The 18,603-nt window shown below is 39.2% G+C and carries 16 protein-coding genes and 1 pseudogene; 12 read left to right on the top strand and 5 right to left on the bottom strand.

Translation table 11 applies throughout. The features are described 5' to 3' along the window. Nucleotides 1–5: 5 nt before the first annotated feature. From purM to purD, 4 genes are all read left to right on the top strand, one after another. Nucleotides 6–1,061 (top strand): phosphoribosylformylglycinamidine cyclo-ligase, encoded by a 1,056-nt coding sequence (purM, locus tag MKY71_RS16430; RefSeq protein ID WP_340733364.1) that lies wholly within the window; start codon nucleotides 6–8, stop codon nucleotides 1,059–1,061. Then, the gene (gene purN / locus MKY71_RS16425) at nucleotides 1,061–1,633 is read left to right on the top strand and encodes a phosphoribosylglycinamide formyltransferase (protein ID WP_340733363.1); all 573 of its coding nucleotides are present in this window, start codon (nucleotides 1,061–1,063) and stop codon (nucleotides 1,631–1,633) included. Before purM ends, purN begins: the two co-directional genes overlap by 1 nt. 236 nt (nucleotides 1,634–1,869) lie before the next feature. Further along, nucleotides 1,870–3,405, top strand: coding sequence for a bifunctional phosphoribosylaminoimidazolecarboxamide formyltransferase/IMP cyclohydrolase (gene purH / locus MKY71_RS16420; protein ID WP_340733361.1), 1,536 nt, complete (start codon nucleotides 1,870–1,872; stop codon nucleotides 3,403–3,405). Between the two features lie 371 nt (nucleotides 3,406–3,776). Then, nucleotides 3,777–5,027: a phosphoribosylamine--glycine ligase gene (gene purD / locus MKY71_RS16415; RefSeq protein WP_340733359.1), complete on the top strand. Its 1,251-nt coding sequence runs from the start codon at nucleotides 3,777–3,779 to the stop codon at nucleotides 5,025–5,027. A gap of 53 nt (nucleotides 5,028–5,080) precedes the next feature. Here the strand turns inward: purD and MKY71_RS16410 are convergent, their stop codons facing one another. The 4 genes from MKY71_RS16410 to MKY71_RS16395 all read right to left on the bottom strand — a co-directional run bounded on the left by MKY71_RS16410 (nucleotide 5,081) and on the right by MKY71_RS16395 (nucleotide 7,503). After that, entirely contained in the window at nucleotides 5,081–5,857 is a 777-nt protein-coding gene (locus MKY71_RS16410) for a multidrug ABC transporter ATPase (protein WP_340733357.1), read from the bottom strand. A gap of 14 nt (nucleotides 5,858–5,871) precedes the next feature. After that, entirely contained in the window at nucleotides 5,872–6,114 is a 243-nt protein-coding gene (locus tag MKY71_RS16405; protein WP_339173883.1) for a hypothetical protein, read from the bottom strand. A gap of 65 nt (nucleotides 6,115–6,179) precedes the next feature. Then, on the bottom strand, nucleotides 6,180–6,752 hold the full coding sequence (locus tag MKY71_RS16400; protein WP_340733355.1) for a hypothetical protein: 573 nt from the start codon (nucleotides 6,750–6,752) through the stop codon (nucleotides 6,180–6,182). A 121-nt stretch (nucleotides 6,753–6,873) separates the two neighbouring features. Continuing rightward, a complete protein-coding gene (locus MKY71_RS16395) occupies nucleotides 6,874–7,503 on the bottom strand; it encodes a hypothetical protein (protein ID WP_339173879.1) in 630 nt (209 codons plus the stop codon). Nucleotides 7,504–7,755: 252 nt separating this feature from the next. Between MKY71_RS16395 and MKY71_RS16390 the strand changes: the two genes are divergently transcribed. Then, entirely contained in the window at nucleotides 7,756–8,769 is a 1,014-nt protein-coding gene (locus tag MKY71_RS16390) for a hypothetical protein (RefSeq protein WP_340733354.1), read from the top strand. A gap of 168 nt (nucleotides 8,770–8,937) precedes the next feature. Then, nucleotides 8,938–9,555: an exosporium glycoprotein BclB-related protein gene (locus tag MKY71_RS16385; RefSeq protein WP_340733352.1), complete on the top strand. Its 618-nt coding sequence runs from the start codon at nucleotides 8,938–8,940 to the stop codon at nucleotides 9,553–9,555. 128 nt (nucleotides 9,556–9,683) lie between these two features. Here the strand turns inward: MKY71_RS16385 and MKY71_RS16380 are convergent, their stop codons facing one another. Further along, nucleotides 9,684–9,914 carry a YgaP family membrane protein gene (locus MKY71_RS16380; protein WP_339173874.1) on the bottom strand — a complete coding sequence of 77 codons (231 nt, stop codon included), beginning with the start codon at nucleotides 9,912–9,914 and terminating at the stop codon, nucleotides 9,684–9,686. Nucleotides 9,915–10,227: 313 nt separating this feature from the next. Between MKY71_RS16380 and MKY71_RS16375 the strand changes: the two genes are divergently transcribed. The 6 genes and pseudogenes from MKY71_RS16375 to MKY71_RS16350 all read left to right on the top strand — a co-directional run bounded on the left by MKY71_RS16375 (nucleotide 10,228) and on the right by MKY71_RS16350 (nucleotide 18,512). Continuing rightward, nucleotides 10,228–11,958 carry an adenine deaminase C-terminal domain-containing protein gene (locus MKY71_RS16375; RefSeq protein WP_340733350.1) on the top strand — a complete coding sequence of 577 codons (1,731 nt, stop codon included), beginning with the start codon at nucleotides 10,228–10,230 and terminating at the stop codon, nucleotides 11,956–11,958. Nucleotides 11,959–11,985: 27 nt separating this feature from the next. Then, entirely contained in the window at nucleotides 11,986–13,044 is a 1,059-nt protein-coding gene (locus MKY71_RS16370) for a DUF3048 domain-containing protein (protein ID WP_340733348.1), read from the top strand. A gap of 18 nt (nucleotides 13,045–13,062) precedes the next feature. Continuing rightward, nucleotides 13,063–13,377 (top strand): YerC/YecD family TrpR-related protein, encoded by a 315-nt coding sequence (locus MKY71_RS16365; RefSeq protein WP_008408714.1) that lies wholly within the window; start codon nucleotides 13,063–13,065, stop codon nucleotides 13,375–13,377. Between the two features lie 166 nt (nucleotides 13,378–13,543). Then, complete coding sequence (locus MKY71_RS16360; protein ID WP_339173864.1) at nucleotides 13,544–14,233, top strand: heptaprenylglyceryl phosphate synthase; 690 nt, start codon at nucleotides 13,544–13,546, stop codon at nucleotides 14,231–14,233. A gap of 35 nt (nucleotides 14,234–14,268) precedes the next feature. After that, a pseudogene (pcrA, locus tag MKY71_RS16355) lies at nucleotides 14,269–16,086 on the top strand (DNA helicase PcrA); the annotation flags it as partial. A gap of 650 nt (nucleotides 16,087–16,736) precedes the next feature. Continuing rightward, on the top strand, nucleotides 16,737–18,512 hold the full coding sequence (locus MKY71_RS16350; RefSeq protein ID WP_340716540.1) for a reverse transcriptase domain-containing protein: 1,776 nt from the start codon (nucleotides 16,737–16,739) through the stop codon (nucleotides 18,510–18,512). The last annotated feature ends 91 nt before the right edge of the window (nucleotides 18,513–18,603 follow it).

Genomic DNA, 18,603 nt, shown 5'->3' with positions numbered 1-18,603 from the left:
ACATTATGTCAAAAGCATATGAACAGGCAGGCGTAAATATTGAGGCAGGTTATGAAGCAGTAAAACGTATGAAATCACATGTTGAGCGTACAAACCGTTTAGGTGTGATGGGAACGTTTGGCGGCTTTGGAGGCATGTTTGATTTGTCTGCACTGAACTTAAAGGAACCAGTTCTTATTTCAGGTACTGACGGTGTCGGAACGAAACTGAAGCTTGCATTTATGGTTGATAAACACGATACAATCGGAGTGGACTGTGTTGCAATGTGTGTAAATGATATCGTTGCACAGGGTGCTGAGCCACTTTACTTCCTTGATTATGTTGCGGTAGGAAAAGCCGAGCCTGCAAAAATCGAGCAGATTGTAAAAGGTGTCGCGGACGGTTGTGTACAGTCCGGTGCAGCATTAATCGGTGGAGAAACAGCTGAAATGCCGGGGCTTTACGAAGAGGATGAGTATGATTTAGCTGGTTTTGCTGTAGGTGCTTGTGAAAAATCGGACATCATTACAGGGGAAAAGATTGTGGAAGGCGACGTTTTAATCGGTCTTGCTTCTAGCGGTGTACATTCAAACGGCTATTCATTAGTACGTAAAGTTGTGTTCGCGGACAATGAAATTGCGGTTGATGCAGTAGTGGAAGGCTATGAAGACCTTGGCCCAATCGGCGAAGCGCTTCTTGTTCCTACAAAGCTTTATGCAAAACCTGTTTTAGCAGCACTTAAAGCTGCAGATGTACACGGTTGCGCACACGTAACAGGCGGGGGCTTCTATGAAAACTTGCCGCGTATGATGCCACAAGGTTTGGCAACGGAAATTGATTTAGGGTCTTGGCCAGTGCTGCGCATCTTTGAATTTTTAAAAGAAAAAGGTGCATTGGCGGATAAAGATTTATATAACGTCTTCAACATGGGAATCGGCTTTGTTATTGCAGTTCCAGCAAGTGAAGCAGATAAAGTGATCGCAGCAGTAGAAGCTGAAGGTGAAAAAGCTTACACAATCGGTCGCGTTGTAAACGGTGAAGGTGTTATTTTCAACGGCGAACATGATGGGAGCTTAGTGTAATGGGTACGAAAATTGCCGTATTCGCATCTGGAAGCGGTAGTAACTTTCAGGCCATCCAGGAAGCGATTAGTCGCGGTGAACTTAATGCGACGATCAAACTGGTAGTTACGGATAAGCCGGGTGCTTATGTTGTAACACGTGCACAAAATTTCGGTATACCTGTTACGGAGTTTGCACCGAAAACCTTTGCCGACAAGGCATCTTATGAATCAAAACTTGTTGAACTGTTAAAAGAACGAGAGATTGAATGGATTATATTAGCAGGTTATATGCGCCTAGTCGGGGAAACGCTATTATCGGCTTATGAGCATCGGATTATCAATATTCATCCGTCGCTGCTGCCATCATTTCCCGGGAAAGATGCCATTGGTCAGGCAATGACTCATGGCGTAAAAGTTACTGGTGTGACGGTTCACTATGTTGATGCGGGAATGGATACGGGAAAGATTATCTCGCAAGGAGCAGTAGATGTTGTCGATGGTAACCGTGAAGCGACAGAAGAGCGTATACATAAATTAGAACATGCGCTATACACGAAAACATTACAGCAATTATTCAACACAAATAAGTAAATTCGCATGAGCCGCTCCTGTGAGGGCATTGCTCACCGAAAAGATGAAAAAATTTACCAACGAATTCTATTATTTTAAGGATAGTTTTTTGACTGGATATTGTTGTTTGGAGTGAAGGCGGCGACTCCTGGGGGACAAGCACGACGCCTGAGACTACAGGCTCAGGCCGTGCCCCCGGAAAGCGTCCGCCGTAACGGAAAACAACATTTATAATAACAAAATTGGAGGACCTAATCGTGACGAAACGTGCACTTATTAGTGTTTCAGATAAAAATGGTATTTTAGAATTTGCAAAAGAATTAGTAGCTCTTGGCTATGAAGTACTTTCTACAGGTGGAACAAAAAGTTTATTACAACAAAACAATGTTCCGGTAACAGCAGTAGATGAAGTAACAAACTTCCCGGAAATTTTGGATGGCCGTGTAAAAACATTAAATCCGATGATCCATGGCGGTCTATTAGGTAAGTTTGATGAGCCAAGCCATGTTGCGCAAATGAACGAACATGGCATCCGCCCAATCGAAATTGTATGTGTCAACTTATATCCGTTCGTCGAAACGATTTCAAAACCGGATGTATCTTGGGATGATGCAATTGAAAACATCGATATTGGCGGTCCGACAATGCTACGTTCGGCAGCAAAAAACCATGATTATGTAACGGTAATTGTTGATGCAAATGACTATTCTGCTGTATTGGAAGAATTAAAGGCAGATGGAAAAACGACATTAACAACACGTCGTCGTTTAGCAGCAAAAGTATTCCGCCATACAGCTGCATATGATTCGTACATTTCCAATCATTTATCAAATGCAATTGGCGAAGAGTTCCCGGAAAATATGACGTTAACATATGAACTGAAGCAAACATTACGCTATGGTGAAAACCCTCACCAAAAAGCGGCATTCTATGCAAAACGTTTAGGTTCGGATTTCTCGATTGCCTATGCAACTCAATTACACGGTAAAGAATTATCGTACAACAATATCCAGGATGCAAATGCAGCATTGCAAATCGTAAAAGAATTTGAAATGCCTGCAGCGGTTGCCGTGAAACATATGAACCCTTGTGGTGTCGGTACTGGTGAAACTATCGAAGAAGCATTCAACAAGGCATACGAAGCAGATTCAACATCGATTTTCGGCGGTATCATCGCATTAAACAAAGAAGTGGACAAAGCAACTGCAGAAAAATTATCAGGTATTTTCCTTGAAATCATTATTGCGCCAAGCTTTACTGCAGAGGCATTAGAGATTTTAACGCAAAAGAAAAATATTCGCCTGTTAACAATCGACTTCACACAGGAAAAGCAGGATCAATTCAATGTTGTTGCTGTTGAAGGTGGATTACTTGTACAGGAGCCGGACCGTTTAGGCTTTAAAGATGCCAACATTCAAGTTGTGACAGACCGTGAACCGACTGAAGAAGAGTGGGAAGCATTAAAACTGGGCTGGGCAGTTGTGAAGCATGTAAAATCAAACGCCATTGTTGTTACGGATAAACAAATGACATTAGGTGTTGGTGCTGGTCAAATGAACCGTGTTGGCGCAGCGAAAATTGCCTTTGAACAAGCTGGGGAAAAAGCACAGGGCGCGGCATTGGCTTCGGATGCATTCTTCCCAATGGGCGACACAGTGGAAGCAGCGGCTAAAGCCGGTATTAAAGCGATTATTCAACCAGGCGGCTCAATTAAAGATCAGGAATCAATCGATGCAGCAAACAAGTACGGTATTGCAATGGTATTTACAGGAGTTCGTCACTTTAAACATTAATTAATAAGTTAGCAGTAGAGAAATTATTAAATTTACGTTATAATAGAATAAAGTTTCGCTAATGTTCTGGCCGGACGTTAGCAGAAGCGTTTGCAAATGCTTTATTTATTCTTCTTTCTGGCCGGGAGAGGGGTAAATAAGACGATTGGGTGATTCTTGGCCGGGTCCCCATCGTAACCTAATTTTATTAACAACTGTATCGACTTTGGCCGGGAGGTACGCTGTTAATAATAAAATAATCATTGATTGTAAGATGCACAGCACTACTTTTGGTCGGGTAGCGCAGTGTAAACGACCATTAATGAAAAACGCTCGCCTAAAATTTGGCGGGCGTTTTTTTTATCCAAATTTCTATAAAAGGGGAAGCTAATATGAACATTCTTGTAATCGGTAGTGGTGGTCGTGAACATGCGATCGCGAAGCAATTCAACAATGCACCATCTGTACAAAAGGTATTCGTAGCACCAGGAAATGACGGAATGAAGCAGGATGCACAAGTTGTTGCAATCGATGCACTGGATTTCGCAGCACTTGCACAGTTTGCAAAAGAAAATGATGTGGCTTTAACATTTGTAGGTCCCGAGCAGCCATTAGCAGAAGGAATCGTTGACTACTTCAATGAGCAGGGCTTGGTTATTTTCGGTCCAACAAAAGCGGCGGCTAAAATCGAAGGTTCGAAGTCTTATGCAAAAGAGATTATGAACAAATATAATATTCCGACGGCATCGCATGAAACATTTACAGAAGCAGATAAAGCAGTAGCTTATATTAAAGCGCAAGGTGCTCCAATTGTTATTAAAGCGGACGGGTTAGCTGCCGGAAAAGGTGTAATTGTAGCCATGACGGAACAAGAAGCAATTGAAGCGGTGGAAGATATGATCGGTAACCAGCGTTTTGGCGATTCTTCTTCACGTGTTGTTGTGGAAGAATTCCTGGATGGCGAAGAATTCAGCTTCATGAGTTTTGTACATAAAGGGCAAATTTACCCAATGGTCATTGCACAAGATCATAAGCGTGCATATGACGGTGATAGAGGACCAAATACTGGCGGAATGGGTGCTTATTCACCTGTACCGCAAATTTCTGAAGACATTGTAAAAGTAGCATACGACACAATCGTTGAGCCAACTGTAAAAGCAATGGATGCAGAAGGTGTCTCATTCACTGGTATACTGTATGCTGGCTTAATTTTAACGTCTAAAGGTCCGAAAGTCATCGAGTTTAACGCACGTTTCGGTGACCCGGAAACACAAGTTGTATTACCACGTATGGAATCTGACTTCGGTGAATTTATGATTAGCTTAATGGAAGAAAAACCATTTGATCTACAATGGAAAGATGCAGCAATGCTAGGAGTAGTAGTAGCAGCTGAAGGCTATCCAGGAGATGTCGTAAAAGGCAATGCACTTCCTAGCTTAAATGACATCGAACTACCAGTATTCCATGCAGGTACGAAGCTGGTAGATGGCCAGTTCGTCGGGAACGGAGGCCGTGTGCTACTAGTCGCAGCAGAAGCAGCGGATTTAAAGGAAGCGCAGGAAAAAGTATATGCTGAACTTGCGAAAAAAGAGTGGACGAACTTCTTCTTCCGTGGGGATATTGGGTGGAGAACGTTTAAATAAAAGAAAGGCGATACGTTTTGACGTGTCGCCTTTTCTACTCTCTCAGTTGTCTGCTAAATATCGCTTTTTTTATGTTTCTCAATTTCCATGGCGAGTAATAGTAACTTGTCATCAAATTCATCGAGTATACGTAATTTTTCATCAAGCTCTGTTTCAAAACTGGTAGCTTGAATGAATAAATTTTGGAGCTGGTTTTCAAGATTGATGCGGGTTATGGATTGTTCATCGGTTGGCGAATAATTACTATGTTCAGGCTCTTTGATTTGTGCCATTTCTTCAAGGGTAAATTGAATTTCATCATTCTTATTTTTAATATCCTTTAATAGATCGTGCTGTTGATTGATCGTTTCACTCAGAGAAATTAATTGTTCATTGTTATTGTTCATGAATGAACGCAGCAAATGATCCAGTTCTTCTACGGCCTGGATATAGTTTTCTGAACGGGCTTCAGGAATTTCGGCTTTAGCTGTTTTTTCGATTGTTTCTTTTAATTGTTTGTTTTCTTTCTGTAAGTTTTCTTTTTTTTCCACGAGTGATTCAATGGAAGAAATCAATTTTATTCTTTGCTCTTCACGTAACTGAATATTTTCATGCAGCTCACTCAGCTCTTTTTCAAAGCTTTTCCTCATCATCATTAGTTCCATTGAAAGTTCTTTTTTCTCGTTTACTAACTGACTGAGTTCCTGCTCTAGACTATTTACCATTGAATAATAGTCCATACTTTGTAGGGTGGATATCTCGTTTTGATATTTCGCGATTTCTGATTTTAAAAAGATAATAGTTTGCTGCAGTTGTAGTACGTCCTTATTTTTCACACTTTCAATATCCACATGGATCCCTCCTATCATGTCATATCTTTCAGTAAGCCTATAATCTCCTGAAATTCTTTTTCATTTTCATTAATGAGCTGATTTATTTTTTCCACAGCTTTTTTTTCATCTTCTTCATTCACAGGGGATGAAGTTTCATATTTATTGTTTGATAACAAATAGGCCAATAATAAATTAAGTGAACTTTTTTCAAGAAAAATGAAGCTATTATTATTTTCCTGAAGCTCATCTTTTATCGATGAAAAATGTTCTTTCATGAATTGCTTTAATATCTTTTCGATTGGTAGTACTTCAGATTGTTCTTGTTTATCTTCAAATTCGTTTATGTTGTTTCCTCCTGTTCCAAATGAATGACACTTAAATTAATAGGGTTTACAACAGCAACCCCATCTTGAAACTGGTCACAATAAGTAAAGCCTGTAATACTTCCAGCATAAGATTTATTTGGAGCCCATCTTATCTGGAAATTTGTAAAAGAAATGATTTCATTCGGTTCGATTGATGTTTTGCTCACTGGTTTAAGCCAGTACTCGTTTTTGTTTGGTGTTTTTGAGAATCGCAGCCATTCATTCTGCCCTGTTAGCCGTTGTTGGAGCTTTTCGTGTACATACCGGCCACTAAATGAAAAAGGGGATGATTCAGGCAACGTTATACAAATAGAAGGGTTTAGTAATGGTTCATTACCGATATTGTAAATATGATAAGAGCCTAAACATAAACTCTCCTGATCTAATTGATGGGATATATTAAAAGTGGAAGTAAAATAACTAATAACCTTGGTATTGTTGGAGTTAGGAAGTTTTCCGATGAGTTCTTTTATTTCGTGGAGATAAGTTTGGGTTTGATTTTGCAGCGCATTTAACTTTATTTCGAAAGGGTGGGAGCGTTTGGGCACTGGAAATGCCTCCTCCTTACGGTTAAATTTTATTTGCTTATGTAAGCAAAATAAAGAAAGGGTGTTTCTCCCTTTCTTTATTATATGACGATGAAGTTGGTGATAACACTGATTCATAATATTATGGGAAAACAACAGCACAGTTGTTAGGGCGAGATGCTGGTGCACAAGCAAATGGTAAATCTGCTCGTGGTTCACAGTAGTCTGCCAAAAATTCTACTGTTACTGGGAATGTTGATTGAATGCTTTGGCAAACTGCGATTGAAAGTGATAGATTCTCAAATGTAATTGTACCGTCCCCGTTGTTGAAGAATGGACCAGTTGAGCATACGAAGCAATCAAGATCTGTATATGTTACATCAACATTTGTCCCTTTAGGTGCACACATTACAACATGTTCGCAGCGTGAAATTTCAAAGCCGTTACTTGTGTAAGTTGTTCCATTCGCTAATGTGATGCAAATTGTCACAGTGAAGTTCTTTTGAATCATAAGTTGTTGTAAATAAACAGATGTTCCGTCAATCGTAAATGTACGGTTTTCACGGCTCATAATAACAACAGGGTTAACTGCTGCTGGTACTACTTGGCATGTAACTTGAGCTCCTCCGACAACTGCATCTACTGGTAAGCCAGGAAACGTGATTGGGCTTGTTGGAGTGAATTCAAAAGACATATCTTTCACAACCCAGTCATACACCTTTTCCACATTAATACAGATAAGTTCTTGTTGCGTTGGCATTTTTTCCTTCATTGTTCTTGTCACCTCCTTCTATATTTTTATCTTTCGTTTGTATTTTATGACGCTTAAATAGAAGTGCATAGGCAAAGAAATAGTTTAGCTGATGGGAATTCCAGAATTAGGCGATGTTCAGCCGTTAGTTGATCATAGCCTATTTTTGTGACTTTTTAATTAAAAACAACAGCAAAGATGAAGTGTTTGTCACATACATGAGTTAACGTCAATAAAATATGAGGAGATGCGGATTGAAAGGTGGTGAATGAAATGGAAGAATCCACAACCTATACTCTCCAGGAAATTGAAAAGTTGAAATTAAAAATCTCTGGGTACAGAAATACATTGATGACATTGAAAATGGGGACATCGTTTGAAGATTTCCAAGTAATGAAAAATGAATTCGAAGCATTAAAAAGCCAATTAACCTATATTGAAGAATTAACAAAAACGATGGAAGAAAAACAACAAACACAAACGGTTATTTATGAAGAGCAAGCGAAACAATTTGAAATGCAGATTGCTGCATTGACTAAGACGGTTGAAAAAATGGGGAAAGAAATTATTTTAATATCGAAGAAGTTAAATGGTGTAAAAGAGGAAAAGGCGGAAGCGGAAATTAAAGTGCAGCCGTTAGTAGAAGAAACTAGTGCTCCAAAGCTTGATAGTACGATGAGATATCTTCAAAACGGGACTAAGGAAAGCGCACCTGCACCTGCTTTACCAAATCAGCCTTCATATATGCAGTTGAGAAACTTAACAAATCAAGTAATCCAACTGCAAAAAGAGGAAGAAAAACCGAAAGCGGAAGAACAGATTGAATATAAAGCAGATCAAGTTGATGAACGCTATTTTAACCAGCATTATTTCCAAAAAAATTACCATCCACCACATCAAAGTGTAAGTAGGACTTCTTTAAATAAAGCTTCGCTCAAACCAACTAAATCATCAAAAGGTGATGCAGCCTTTTTACCGACTTTAAATAAAGTTTCAGACGACTCTGGGTCAGCGAATGATCCTGAAGAAACGCCTCCAGCTCTCATTAAGAACGTAACTGAAAGTAGTATCGTAAGTCCTCAACTTCTTGAAGTTGAGTCTGTTGTAATTGAAGAGTTACAAACAGTTGATTTAGATGAAACAAACGAAGGCAGTTCAATATGGGATGAAGAGCAGCTGGAAAGTATGGAATTAACGTTTGAAGAAAGTACGGATAATTCAGATTCTGGGGAAGAAAAGACAAAGAAACAATGGAATTCCTCGTTCTTTAATATTTTCCGAAAATAAATAGAAAAGCTTTTTAAAATCATCCTTTCACTAGGATGGTTTTTTTTTGCCCGAACAAGCTGTCGATTCGCCAATGCAAAAAACTAAAATACAAAATTTGATTACTAGTTAATTGCCCTTTGATTCTATTGATTGGTGAATAGAATAATTGCGAAGGAGGTGAAAAATATGTGTATGTGTTCTAAAAGTATGAACATGAGTAATTTACATCCGTGTGGATCAAATTGCGTAAACTTAGGACCTTTCAGAGCTATAAGACCTGGCTGTACACCACCAAATACAGGGTCGATCATTCCATTCTCTTCCGGTATTACACCAGCTGTTTTAACTACGCTTGCCGGGGGACTAGTTGGTACAACGAGTTTGATTGGATTCGGTACTGCGATTCCTGGAGTTACAATTGTAGGGAATACAATTGACTTGTCTGGTGTTGTTACTGAAGCATTTGCGGTTCCACGTAATGGTAGTATTACAGCAATCTCTGCATCATTCACTGCATTAGCTGCCCTTGACCTTGGTTTAGGATCGGTATCGGTTACAGCTCAAATTTACCGTGCACCTGCAGGAAGTTCAGTATTCACTGCTACAAATGCTAGAGTTACGTTGACACCACCATATGAAGGGCTTATCTCTATTGGTCAAACATCTTACGGATCAGCAAATGTGCCACCGGTTCCTGTTGCACAAGGCGACCGTTTATTAATGGTTTACTCAATTACTGGAACAGGAGTTACATTAGCTGCTGCACTGACAGGTACGGCAAGTGCTGGTATTACAATTTCATAAACGCATAAAAGTTATTACTGAAACCTATAAACCCGAAAGCGCTATATTCTTTCAATCGATATAGCGCTTTTTTAATTTATTGCTACTTTACTTACATAAAATTATTCCATATACCTTAGATCCACCTCTTAATCATTGACGGGCATCATTTCGTTCATCTGCTCTGATTTGGCCATTGCAACGACTGGGCAATATTGATAATATCCTTCCGCCACTTTCATCGAACCGGCAACAATCATCATTTTGCCAACCGTACATTGTGGTTTATGAGCGATTCTCCCGACACCGAATGCGGTCATGGCAACACCGCACATCATACGGATAAAAGCGTTTGTTTCGGAAATATTAGGGGTTAGCAATTGTCGTTCACTCCTTTTTTTAGAAAATTTCAAAATTATTTTGGAAACACTTTGCTTTATGAAAGTGCTATGTTACGATTAATTCACCAAAAGGAATATTGTAGCAATTGCCTACATAAAGCAAAATATATTGAATTAAGTATGTGTTCTTCTTTTAAATCGATACGCATTAATCTAGCTTCAGCAGCTGTTAACGACAATTGCTGAAGCTACTTGAATCGCAGCAGTATATTTTTTAGAGCTGGTATAAGCATCTTGGAAAAGTTATGAGCGTCCTTATATTATGGTGAGAAAGTTGAAAGGAGTGCAGAATATGCCGGAAATTAGTTGGAAGTTAAATAGTATTAGAGAGCAAGTTAGTATCATTGATGGGCATGCTGCTCCGAGTCTAGTTTTAAAAAATGCAAAGTACTTACATAGTATGATGAAAAGTTGGGCAACGGGAAACATCTGGATATCCAATGACCGCATCGTTTATGTAGGGAAGGAACTGCCTGCAAATATTGAAGGAACAGAGGTTGTTGATCTCGCTGGAAAAGTAGTGGTACCAGGCTATATTGAGCCGCATGTGCATCCATTCCAATTGTACAACCCTCACAGTTTCGCAGAATTTAGTGCACAGACCGGCACAACCACATTCATTTCAGACAATATGACACTTGTTTCTTTAATGAAAAATAAGAAAGCGTTTTCTTTTATGGACGAGCTTGCCAAATTGCCGTTTTCATTTTACTGGTGGAGTCGCTTTGATTCGCAAACAGAGCTTGAAAATGAAAGGGAACTATACTCAAATGCCTCAGTATTGGAATGGCTTGACCGTCATGACGTACTGCTTGGCGGAGAGCTGACAGGATGGCCTCGTCTAATGCGTGGGGATGACCAAATGCTTTACTGGATTCAGGCAGCTAAGCATAAAGGGAAAAAAATCGAAGGACATTTACCGGGAGCATCTGAAAAAACATTAGCTAAAATGCGTTTACTTGGAGTCGATGGTGATCATGAATCCATGACGATTGAAGATATTGAAGCGCGCTTGCAGCATGGTTATGCTGTTACTCTCCGCTACTCTTCTATTCGCCCGGATTTACCGCTATTATTAAAAGCGGTGGTCGATAAAGGCTACGAAATATTTGATCAGTTGATGATGACGACAGATGGATCCACACCAAGTTTCCATGAAGATGGTGTGATGGATAAATGTATTCGTGCAGCCCTTGAAGCTGGTGTGCGTCCGGTTGATGCCTATAATATGGCAAGTTATAATGTTGCGCGCTATTATAATATGACAAATCTGCACGGACTGCTTGCTACAGGGCGATATGCAAATATTAATATTTTGGCGGACGAATATTCGCCGACACCTGAAGCAGTCATATCAAAAGGCGTATGGCTTAAGAGAGACAATCATGATTTGAAAGCATTTCCGGCTGTTGACCTATCACTGTTCGGTGATTTGAAAATCGATTTTGATTTGCATGATGGAGATTTTCAATTCTCGATGCCGATTGGCGTGGAAATGGTGAATGATGTGATCACAAAGCCGTATAGTATAAAAAATCTCGGATATCATCATACATTATCTACAGCACATGATGAGAGCTATTTAATGCTTGTCGACCGCAATGGGAAATGGCGTATCAACTCGATGATCAAAGGATTTGCGACACATGTAAAAGGATTTGCTTCATCGTATTCCAATACCGGAGATATTATTTTAATCGGAAAATCGGTACAGGATATGCAGCATGCATTCCAGGAACTGAAAAAAATGAATGGCGGGATTGTACTTGTTGAAGACAATCAAATTGTAACAAGTATTCCATTAACATTGGCCGGATCTATATATGATGGGTCAGTGGAAGAAGTAATACCGCTGGAACTTGCATTAAAGAGTGCTTTGAAAAAACGTGGTTATCACCATACAGATGCAATTTATACATTGCTGTTTTTACAATCGACACATTTACCATATATTCGAATTACGACACGTGGGATTTTTGATGTCATGAAAAATAAGGTTATGCTACCTGCTGTAATGCGATAAACCGAAAAAAATGAGAGGAGTAGCACGATGAAACGCAGTATATTTTTGTTAGCGCTATTAGGCATAACCTTAACGGCAGGTTGTTCCGATAAAGAACAAACAGAGGAGCCTGTTGTAGAGATAGAAGAAACAGAGGTAGAGAAAGATATTATCGTAGCGGAGGCGGAAGAAATTTTGCCATTTGTTACACCATTTACAGGGGAACGTGTGGCAGAAGAAGTGACGATGCGCCCAATACTTGCAACGATTAATAATCATCCGCAAGCACGTCCGCAATCTGGACTTGCACAGGCGGATGTTGTATATGAAATGCTGGCGGAAGGTGATGTGACACGCTTTTTAGCACTTTACCAGTCTGAACTTCCTGAATCTATCGGACCGATTCGCAGTGCGCGATCGTACTTCGTTGATATCGCAAAAGGACTGGACGCATTTTATATTGCACACGGATACAGTCCTGAAGCGAAATCGATGCTTGAACGAAGAGTTGTCGATAATATTAATGGAATGCACTATGATGGTACTTACTTCAAGCGTTCATCATCACGGGTGGCTCCGCACAATTCCTATATTTCGGGTGAAAATGTAAAGGCCGGTGCCGAAAAAACGGGGACTTCACTACTTTATCAGAAAAAAGTGTCCTACCCATTCTATGAAGCCGAAGATAGTGTTAAAATAGGAACAACGGCTAATGAAGTATCGATGAAATATAATAATAGCGGTTCATTTAACAGTCAGTATGTTTACAATGCCGAAACGAATCAGTACAAGCGTTATTCTGCAAATGTAGAAACAATCGATTACGAAACAAATGAATCCATCGAATTAGCCAATATTTTATTTTTTGAAATGCCTCATCGAATTGTAGATAGCGCGGGGCGACGCGAGATTACAATTACAGGTGGCGGCAACGCGTATGTAGCCCAGGCTGGGACGATACGTGAAGTAAAATGGAAAAATGCAGATGGCCTGCTCGTGGCAGTTGAAGAAGATGGATCGGAAGTAAAGTTAGTTCAAGGAAAGACATGGATACATTTCGTACCAACATCTCCCGGTTTAGCGGCATCTGTTATATATTCAGAGTAGAGAGGAAATGGTGGGCACATGCAAATTGAAAAAATTCGCGGTCATCAAACAGATCAGTTATTTAAAGCTGTTCTAGAGTTAAAAGATATTGAGGAATGCTATAAATTTTTCGATGACTTGTGCACGATTAGTGAAATCCAATCATTGGCACAGCGATTTGAAGTTGCACATTTATTACGTTTGAAAAAAACGTATGAAACAATTAAAAAGGAAACTGGTGCTTCAACAGCAACAATTTCCCGTGTACGTCGTTGCTTTGATTACGGAAATGACACTTATGATGAAATGCTGGGCCGTCTTTATCCGGACGAAAAGCCATTTACGTCAAAGTAAAGAAGCGCCCAATCATAAATATATGAGCAAGCTTAAAAGACTGAGCAGATTCACCCGCTCAGTCTTTTAATATTTCATCGATTTTCGTTATACTAAGAGATGGTCAATAAAAACTAAGATAATGAAAAGTTCTATATAAAATTTTTGAGAATAGGTGGATTTATTCATGGAATATTTAAACTGGAGACATGTATTTAAACTGGACCCCGCAAAGGAAATCTCGGACGAAGCATTAGAGCAGATTTGCGAATCGGGTACGGATGTTATATTAGTTGGCGGGACAGATGATGTGACATTGGATGGCGTTTTGGATTTGCTCGTTCGCGTCCGTCGTTTTTCAGTACCGATTGCGCTTGAAATTTCAAATGTGGATAGCATTACACCGGGGTATGACTATTATTTCATTCCATCCGTATTGAATAGCCGTGATACAAAATGGGTGAAAGATCTGCACCATGAAGCGATTAAAGAATACGGCGATGTACTGATTTGGGAAGAGCTTGTAGCAGAGGGCTACTGTGTACTGAATCCGGATTGTAAAGTGGCACAGGTGACAGATGCAAAAACGGATTTGACGGTAGAAGATGTAGTGGCCTATGCACGAATGGCTGAAAATTACTTTAAATTGCCGATCTTTTATTTAGAGTACAGCGGTGCATATGGCGATATCGAAATGGTGAAAGCAACAGCTGAAGTTTTAAATGAAACAAAGCTCTTTTATGGAGGCGGCATTACGTCGGTAGAACAAGCGAAGGAAATGGCAGCACATGCCAATACTATAGTTGTTGGAAATATTATTTATGATGATTTAAAAGCGGCATTAAAAACCGTACAAGCAGTAAAAAGTGTTATATAATAGGAACAAATGTTCTTTAGATAGGAAGGTGCAATATGGAGCATATAGCAAAAAATTTAGTAGCGGGAATGAACCCACAGCAAGCTGAAGCGGTGAAAACAACGGAAGGCCCGCTTCTGATCATGGCGGGTGCCGGTTCTGGAAAAACACGGGTGCTGACTCACCGTATAGCCTATTTAGTCGTTGAGCGCGAAGTGTATCCTTCTAAAATTCTGGCCATTACGTTTACAAATAAAGCTGCCCGCGAAATGCGTGAACGAATTGACGGGATTTTAGGAAACGGAACAACGGAAAGCATGTGGGTATCTACATTCCACTCAATGTGTGTACGCATTTTGCGACGTAATATTGACCGGATCGGCTATTCGAAAAGCTTCTCAATTCTAGACAGTTCAGATCAGCTGACGGTTATAAAAAATATATTGAAACAGGATAATATCGATCCGAAAAAATATGATCCGCGAGCTATTTTAAATACAATCAGTTCGGCAAAAAACGAATGCATTACTGTGGACGGCTTTGAAGCGAATATGAATCCGCATAACCCATTCGAAAAGATTGTCGCACAAGTATATAAAGGCTATCAGAAACGATTAAGACAAAATCAAAGTCTCGATTTTGACGATTTAATTATGCTGACAATCCGTCTTTTCAATGAAGCGCCGGACGTACTTGAATTTTACCAAAACAAATTCCAGTATATTCACGTTGATGAGTATCAGGATACGAATAAATCGCAATACTTGCTCGTGCAATTACTGGCGAAGAAATTCCGAAATATTTGTGTTGTAGGGGATTCGGACCAATCGATCTATCGTTGGCGCGGTGCCGATATTTCGAATATATTATCGTTTGAAAAAGATTACAAAGAAGCAAAGGTTATTATGCTTGAGCAAAACTACCGTTCAACAAAGCGAATTTTACAAGCAGCAAACAGCGTCATTGAAAAGAATAAAGACCGCTATAAAAAAGTACTGCGAACAGAAAATCCGGAAGGCGAAAAGATCCAGCTTTATAAAGCTGGCAATGAGCAGGACGAAGCGCAGTATGTCGTACGCACGATTCAAAAACTCATGAAGGATGAAGATTACAAACTGGATGATTTTGCTATTTTATATCGTACGAATGCACAGTCACGTGTAATCGAGGATGTGCTCGTAAAATCGAATATGAACTACCAAATCGTTGGCGGTACAAAGTTCTATGACCGAAAAGAGATTAAAGATTTGCTTGCTTACTTACGTTTAATTGCAAACAATGATGATGACTTGTCGCTTGCTCGAATTATCAATGAACCTAAACGTGCGATCGGTGCGACTTCATTTGATAAAATGCTTGTTTATGCGATGGAACGCGACCGCTCAATTTTCGATGCGATGGGTGAGCTTGTATTTATGGGGCTTTCAGGGAAGGCAGCCAATTCCGCTGAAAATTTCTATAATATGATTCGTTCATTGAGCGAACGTCAGCATGAACTATCGGTAACAGAGATTGTGGAAGAAGTGCTTGAAAAATCAGGATACCGTCAAATGCTGAAAGCGGAAAAATCGATTGAAGCGGAAAGCCGACTTGAAAATATCGAAGAGTTTTTAACAGTAACCCAGGCTTTTGAAGCGCGCAGTGAAGACCAGTCATTAGTGGCATTTTTAACAGATCTTGCACTCATTGCTGATATTGATTCTTTAGATGAAGAGGAAAAAGCGAAAGGTACGATCATTTTAATGACGATGCATGCCGCAAAAGGGCTGGAATTCCCTGTTGTGTTCATTATCGGGATGGAGGAAAATATTTTCCCGCATTCACGTTCATTGGAAAGTGAAGATGAAATGGCCGAAGAACGCCGCTTAATGTATGGTATGAAACGTTTGCCAGAAATCGCTTAGGCGAAGGGATTGGCAGGGTTAGCAAGAATATTTTTGCTAACAACAACTGATATTACGACACCACGGCGGAGAACCCAAATAATCTCCGTGACAAGATGGAAGCTGATACTCCCACATGCAACACTGGTAACAGGTTGTGTGAAGTTGGGTGAAGTCGCGCTAAGTAGCCCTAACAGGTTAAGCTGAGGAAATGTTAAACATTACTGCGAAGATGGTGCGGGCTGGGCAGCTGTATATGGTTAGGATTTAGATAGCTAATGACGAACCACTGAATGTACGTCTCGTAGAGCGGGCAATAGAAATGTTGTCTAATTAACTATATTCCAAAAGATATTTATCGTACAGAGTCTGATGGATAGAACTAATGGGTTGTTCTACTTATTGATATAGTCGGGATAAAGGTGGAACCTAAGTACAGTTATATACCTAGTAATATCGGAACGTTTGAGACCCCTAACGTTTTAGTAATCGCTCGGGGATTGCAAATCGCATGAAAGAGCATGAATAGGGGAGTCAGTAGGGGCATAGTACTGTTGAAGCTTCGTAATGGAAGTGGAAGGAAGGCCCCAAGTCTAACATCAATAGTAATCGCTATCCCTTGTGGAAAGAAGGCGATACAGTTGAAAGTCAAAGAAAAGGATATTTGGCGATATGGTATTAATGATGTCGAACAAATATTATTTGAAAAAGCATTAACAAAAACACGATTTAACCACTTATGGCAATATGTCATTGATGAACAAAACATTATATGTTCAATTAAAATAATAGGTAGCAATAAAGGCAAGAAAACAGCAGGTCCAGATGGTATAACCTTTAATGACATTATGAAATTAGATATTGAAGATGTTATAAAGGAAATCAAAAATCGATTATTTGGTTCAAAACAAGGTAAAGCAAGACGTGTAATGATACCGAAAAGCAATGGGAAAATGCGACCGTTAGGCATAACAAATTTATATGACAGGATTGCACAGCAATGTGTTAGAAATATCCTTGAACCAATTCTTGAAGCACAATTTAATCCTGAAAGTTTTGGTTTTAGGAAAAATCGCAATGCCCAAGAATGTATGTCCTATATCGCAACTACTTTACAATACAACAATGAAGGACACATATACGACTGCGACTTGAAAGAATACTTTGATACAGTACAAATTGACAAAGTGTTAGATAAGTTAAAGTTAAACCATAATATACATGACTTAGCATTTTTAAAATGTATAAAACGGTTAATGTGGATTGATTTGATACAGCCAAAAGAGAAATATAACGGAATTGGATTAAGGCAAGGTACGATTTTAGGTCCGATACTCGCTAATGTAATGTTTCATGATTTTGAACTTCGACTTCATGAAATAAATGATTTTAAGCGAGACAATGGACGCCAAATTATCCAAAACCCTAATATTCATAGAAACCACGGTAGGTCATACAAACGTGGTCGTGAATTTTATTTTAACTGGTTGCAAGAACGTAGAGTAGTAAAAATCATTCGATATGCAGATGATTTTGTACTAATTAGTAAAGGGAAATACGATATATATGATGTGATTATGATGTTTGAAGATTGGTGTAAGGAAAATGGATTGGAAATAAACAAGGATAAAACCAAGTTAATAACCATTCATGGAGACACTGAACTAGAATTTCTAGGCTTTAAATATCGTAAAACGAATAGTACTAAACCAAACTCATTCATAATTTCGGTTAAAGACCAAAAGAAACTTTGGAAAGAAACGAAAAGTAGGCTTGAATGGTGTCTTTGGAAAGGTAAGTTAGATTATTTTATTGTATATATGAGAGGTATTTTTAATTACTATACAATCTGCACGAATTTAACATGGCTCATAAGTAGAATTCACTTATTGTTAATTAAGAAAATGATAAGGCGACGGGAAGTTAAAATTGATATAGTCCGTAACCCACATGTGAGCTTTATGGTCAATGGGCAACTACTTGATTTATGGGAGATGCGGCAACATAGCGTGAAAAGTACAGCTGATTACATGTATGAAGTTCACAAACTATGGGAACCGAATCAAACAAAATATAAAGCACTTGAATGGGTGAACTATTTCTTTGATAACCGAACGAAAACCGGGAAAAATAGTAGTAATATTATTTATATCCCAAGTCTACTGAACCAGCAAAAGAAAGAGCCGATTTTAGATAAAGACTATTTAGCAATGGACCCGCAAGAAATTCATATACATCATAAAATACCACGAAGTTTAGGTGGTACGGACAGTTATAATAATCTCATAATGTTAAGTAAAACTTCACATAAACTAGTCCATGATGTGAATTTAAAATTAAAAGATTTACCTGCCTATATTAACTTAAAACAATTGAACAAATATAGAAAATTATGTGGTTATGAAGTATTAAAATAATGCGAAATTGACTATTGATGGTTAGATGGAACGCCGTGTGCGGGGAAACTCGCACGCACGGTGTGGGGTGGGGGAAAAGCTGGAGATAACT

Source organism: Solibacillus sp. FSL W7-1324 (genome assembly GCF_038008025.1).
GTDB lineage: Bacteria > Bacillota > Bacilli > Bacillales_A > Planococcaceae > Solibacillus.
The sequence above is the reverse complement of the archived record's forward strand: the minus strand, read 5'-3'. Positions and strand labels throughout refer to the sequence as shown.

What these genes read in the sequence shown, in the direction of transcription:
- purD (WP_340733359.1), top strand. Translation starts at nt 3,777, where the DNA reads ATGAACATTCTTGTAATCGGTAGTGGTGGTCGTGAACATGCGATCGCG.
- MKY71_RS16390 (WP_340733354.1), top strand. Translation starts at nt 7,756, where the DNA reads ATGGAAGAATCCACAACCTATACTCTCCAGGAAATTGAAAAGTTGAAA.
- purM (WP_340733364.1), top strand. Translation starts at nt 6, where the DNA reads ATGTCAAAAGCATATGAACAGGCAGGCGTAAATATTGAGGCAGGTTAT.
- MKY71_RS16370 (WP_340733348.1), top strand. Translation starts at nt 11,986, where the DNA reads ATGAAACGCAGTATATTTTTGTTAGCGCTATTAGGCATAACCTTAACG.
- MKY71_RS16375 (WP_340733350.1), top strand. Translation starts at nt 10,228, where the DNA reads ATGCCGGAAATTAGTTGGAAGTTAAATAGTATTAGAGAGCAAGTTAGT.
- MKY71_RS16360 (WP_339173864.1), top strand. Translation starts at nt 13,544, where the DNA reads ATGGAATATTTAAACTGGAGACATGTATTTAAACTGGACCCCGCAAAG.
- MKY71_RS16395 (WP_339173879.1), bottom strand. Translation starts at nt 7,503, where the DNA reads ATGAAGGAAAAAATGCCAACGCAACAAGAACTTATCTGTATTAATGTG.
- MKY71_RS16365 (WP_008408714.1), top strand. Translation starts at nt 13,063, where the DNA reads ATGCAAATTGAAAAAATTCGCGGTCATCAAACAGATCAGTTATTTAAA.
- purN (WP_340733363.1), top strand. Translation starts at nt 1,061, where the DNA reads ATGGGTACGAAAATTGCCGTATTCGCATCTGGAAGCGGTAGTAACTTT.
- MKY71_RS16385 (WP_340733352.1), top strand. Translation starts at nt 8,938, where the DNA reads ATGTGTATGTGTTCTAAAAGTATGAACATGAGTAATTTACATCCGTGT.
- MKY71_RS16405 (WP_339173883.1), bottom strand. Translation starts at nt 6,114, where the DNA reads ATGAAAGAACATTTTTCATCGATAAAAGATGAGCTTCAGGAAAATAAT.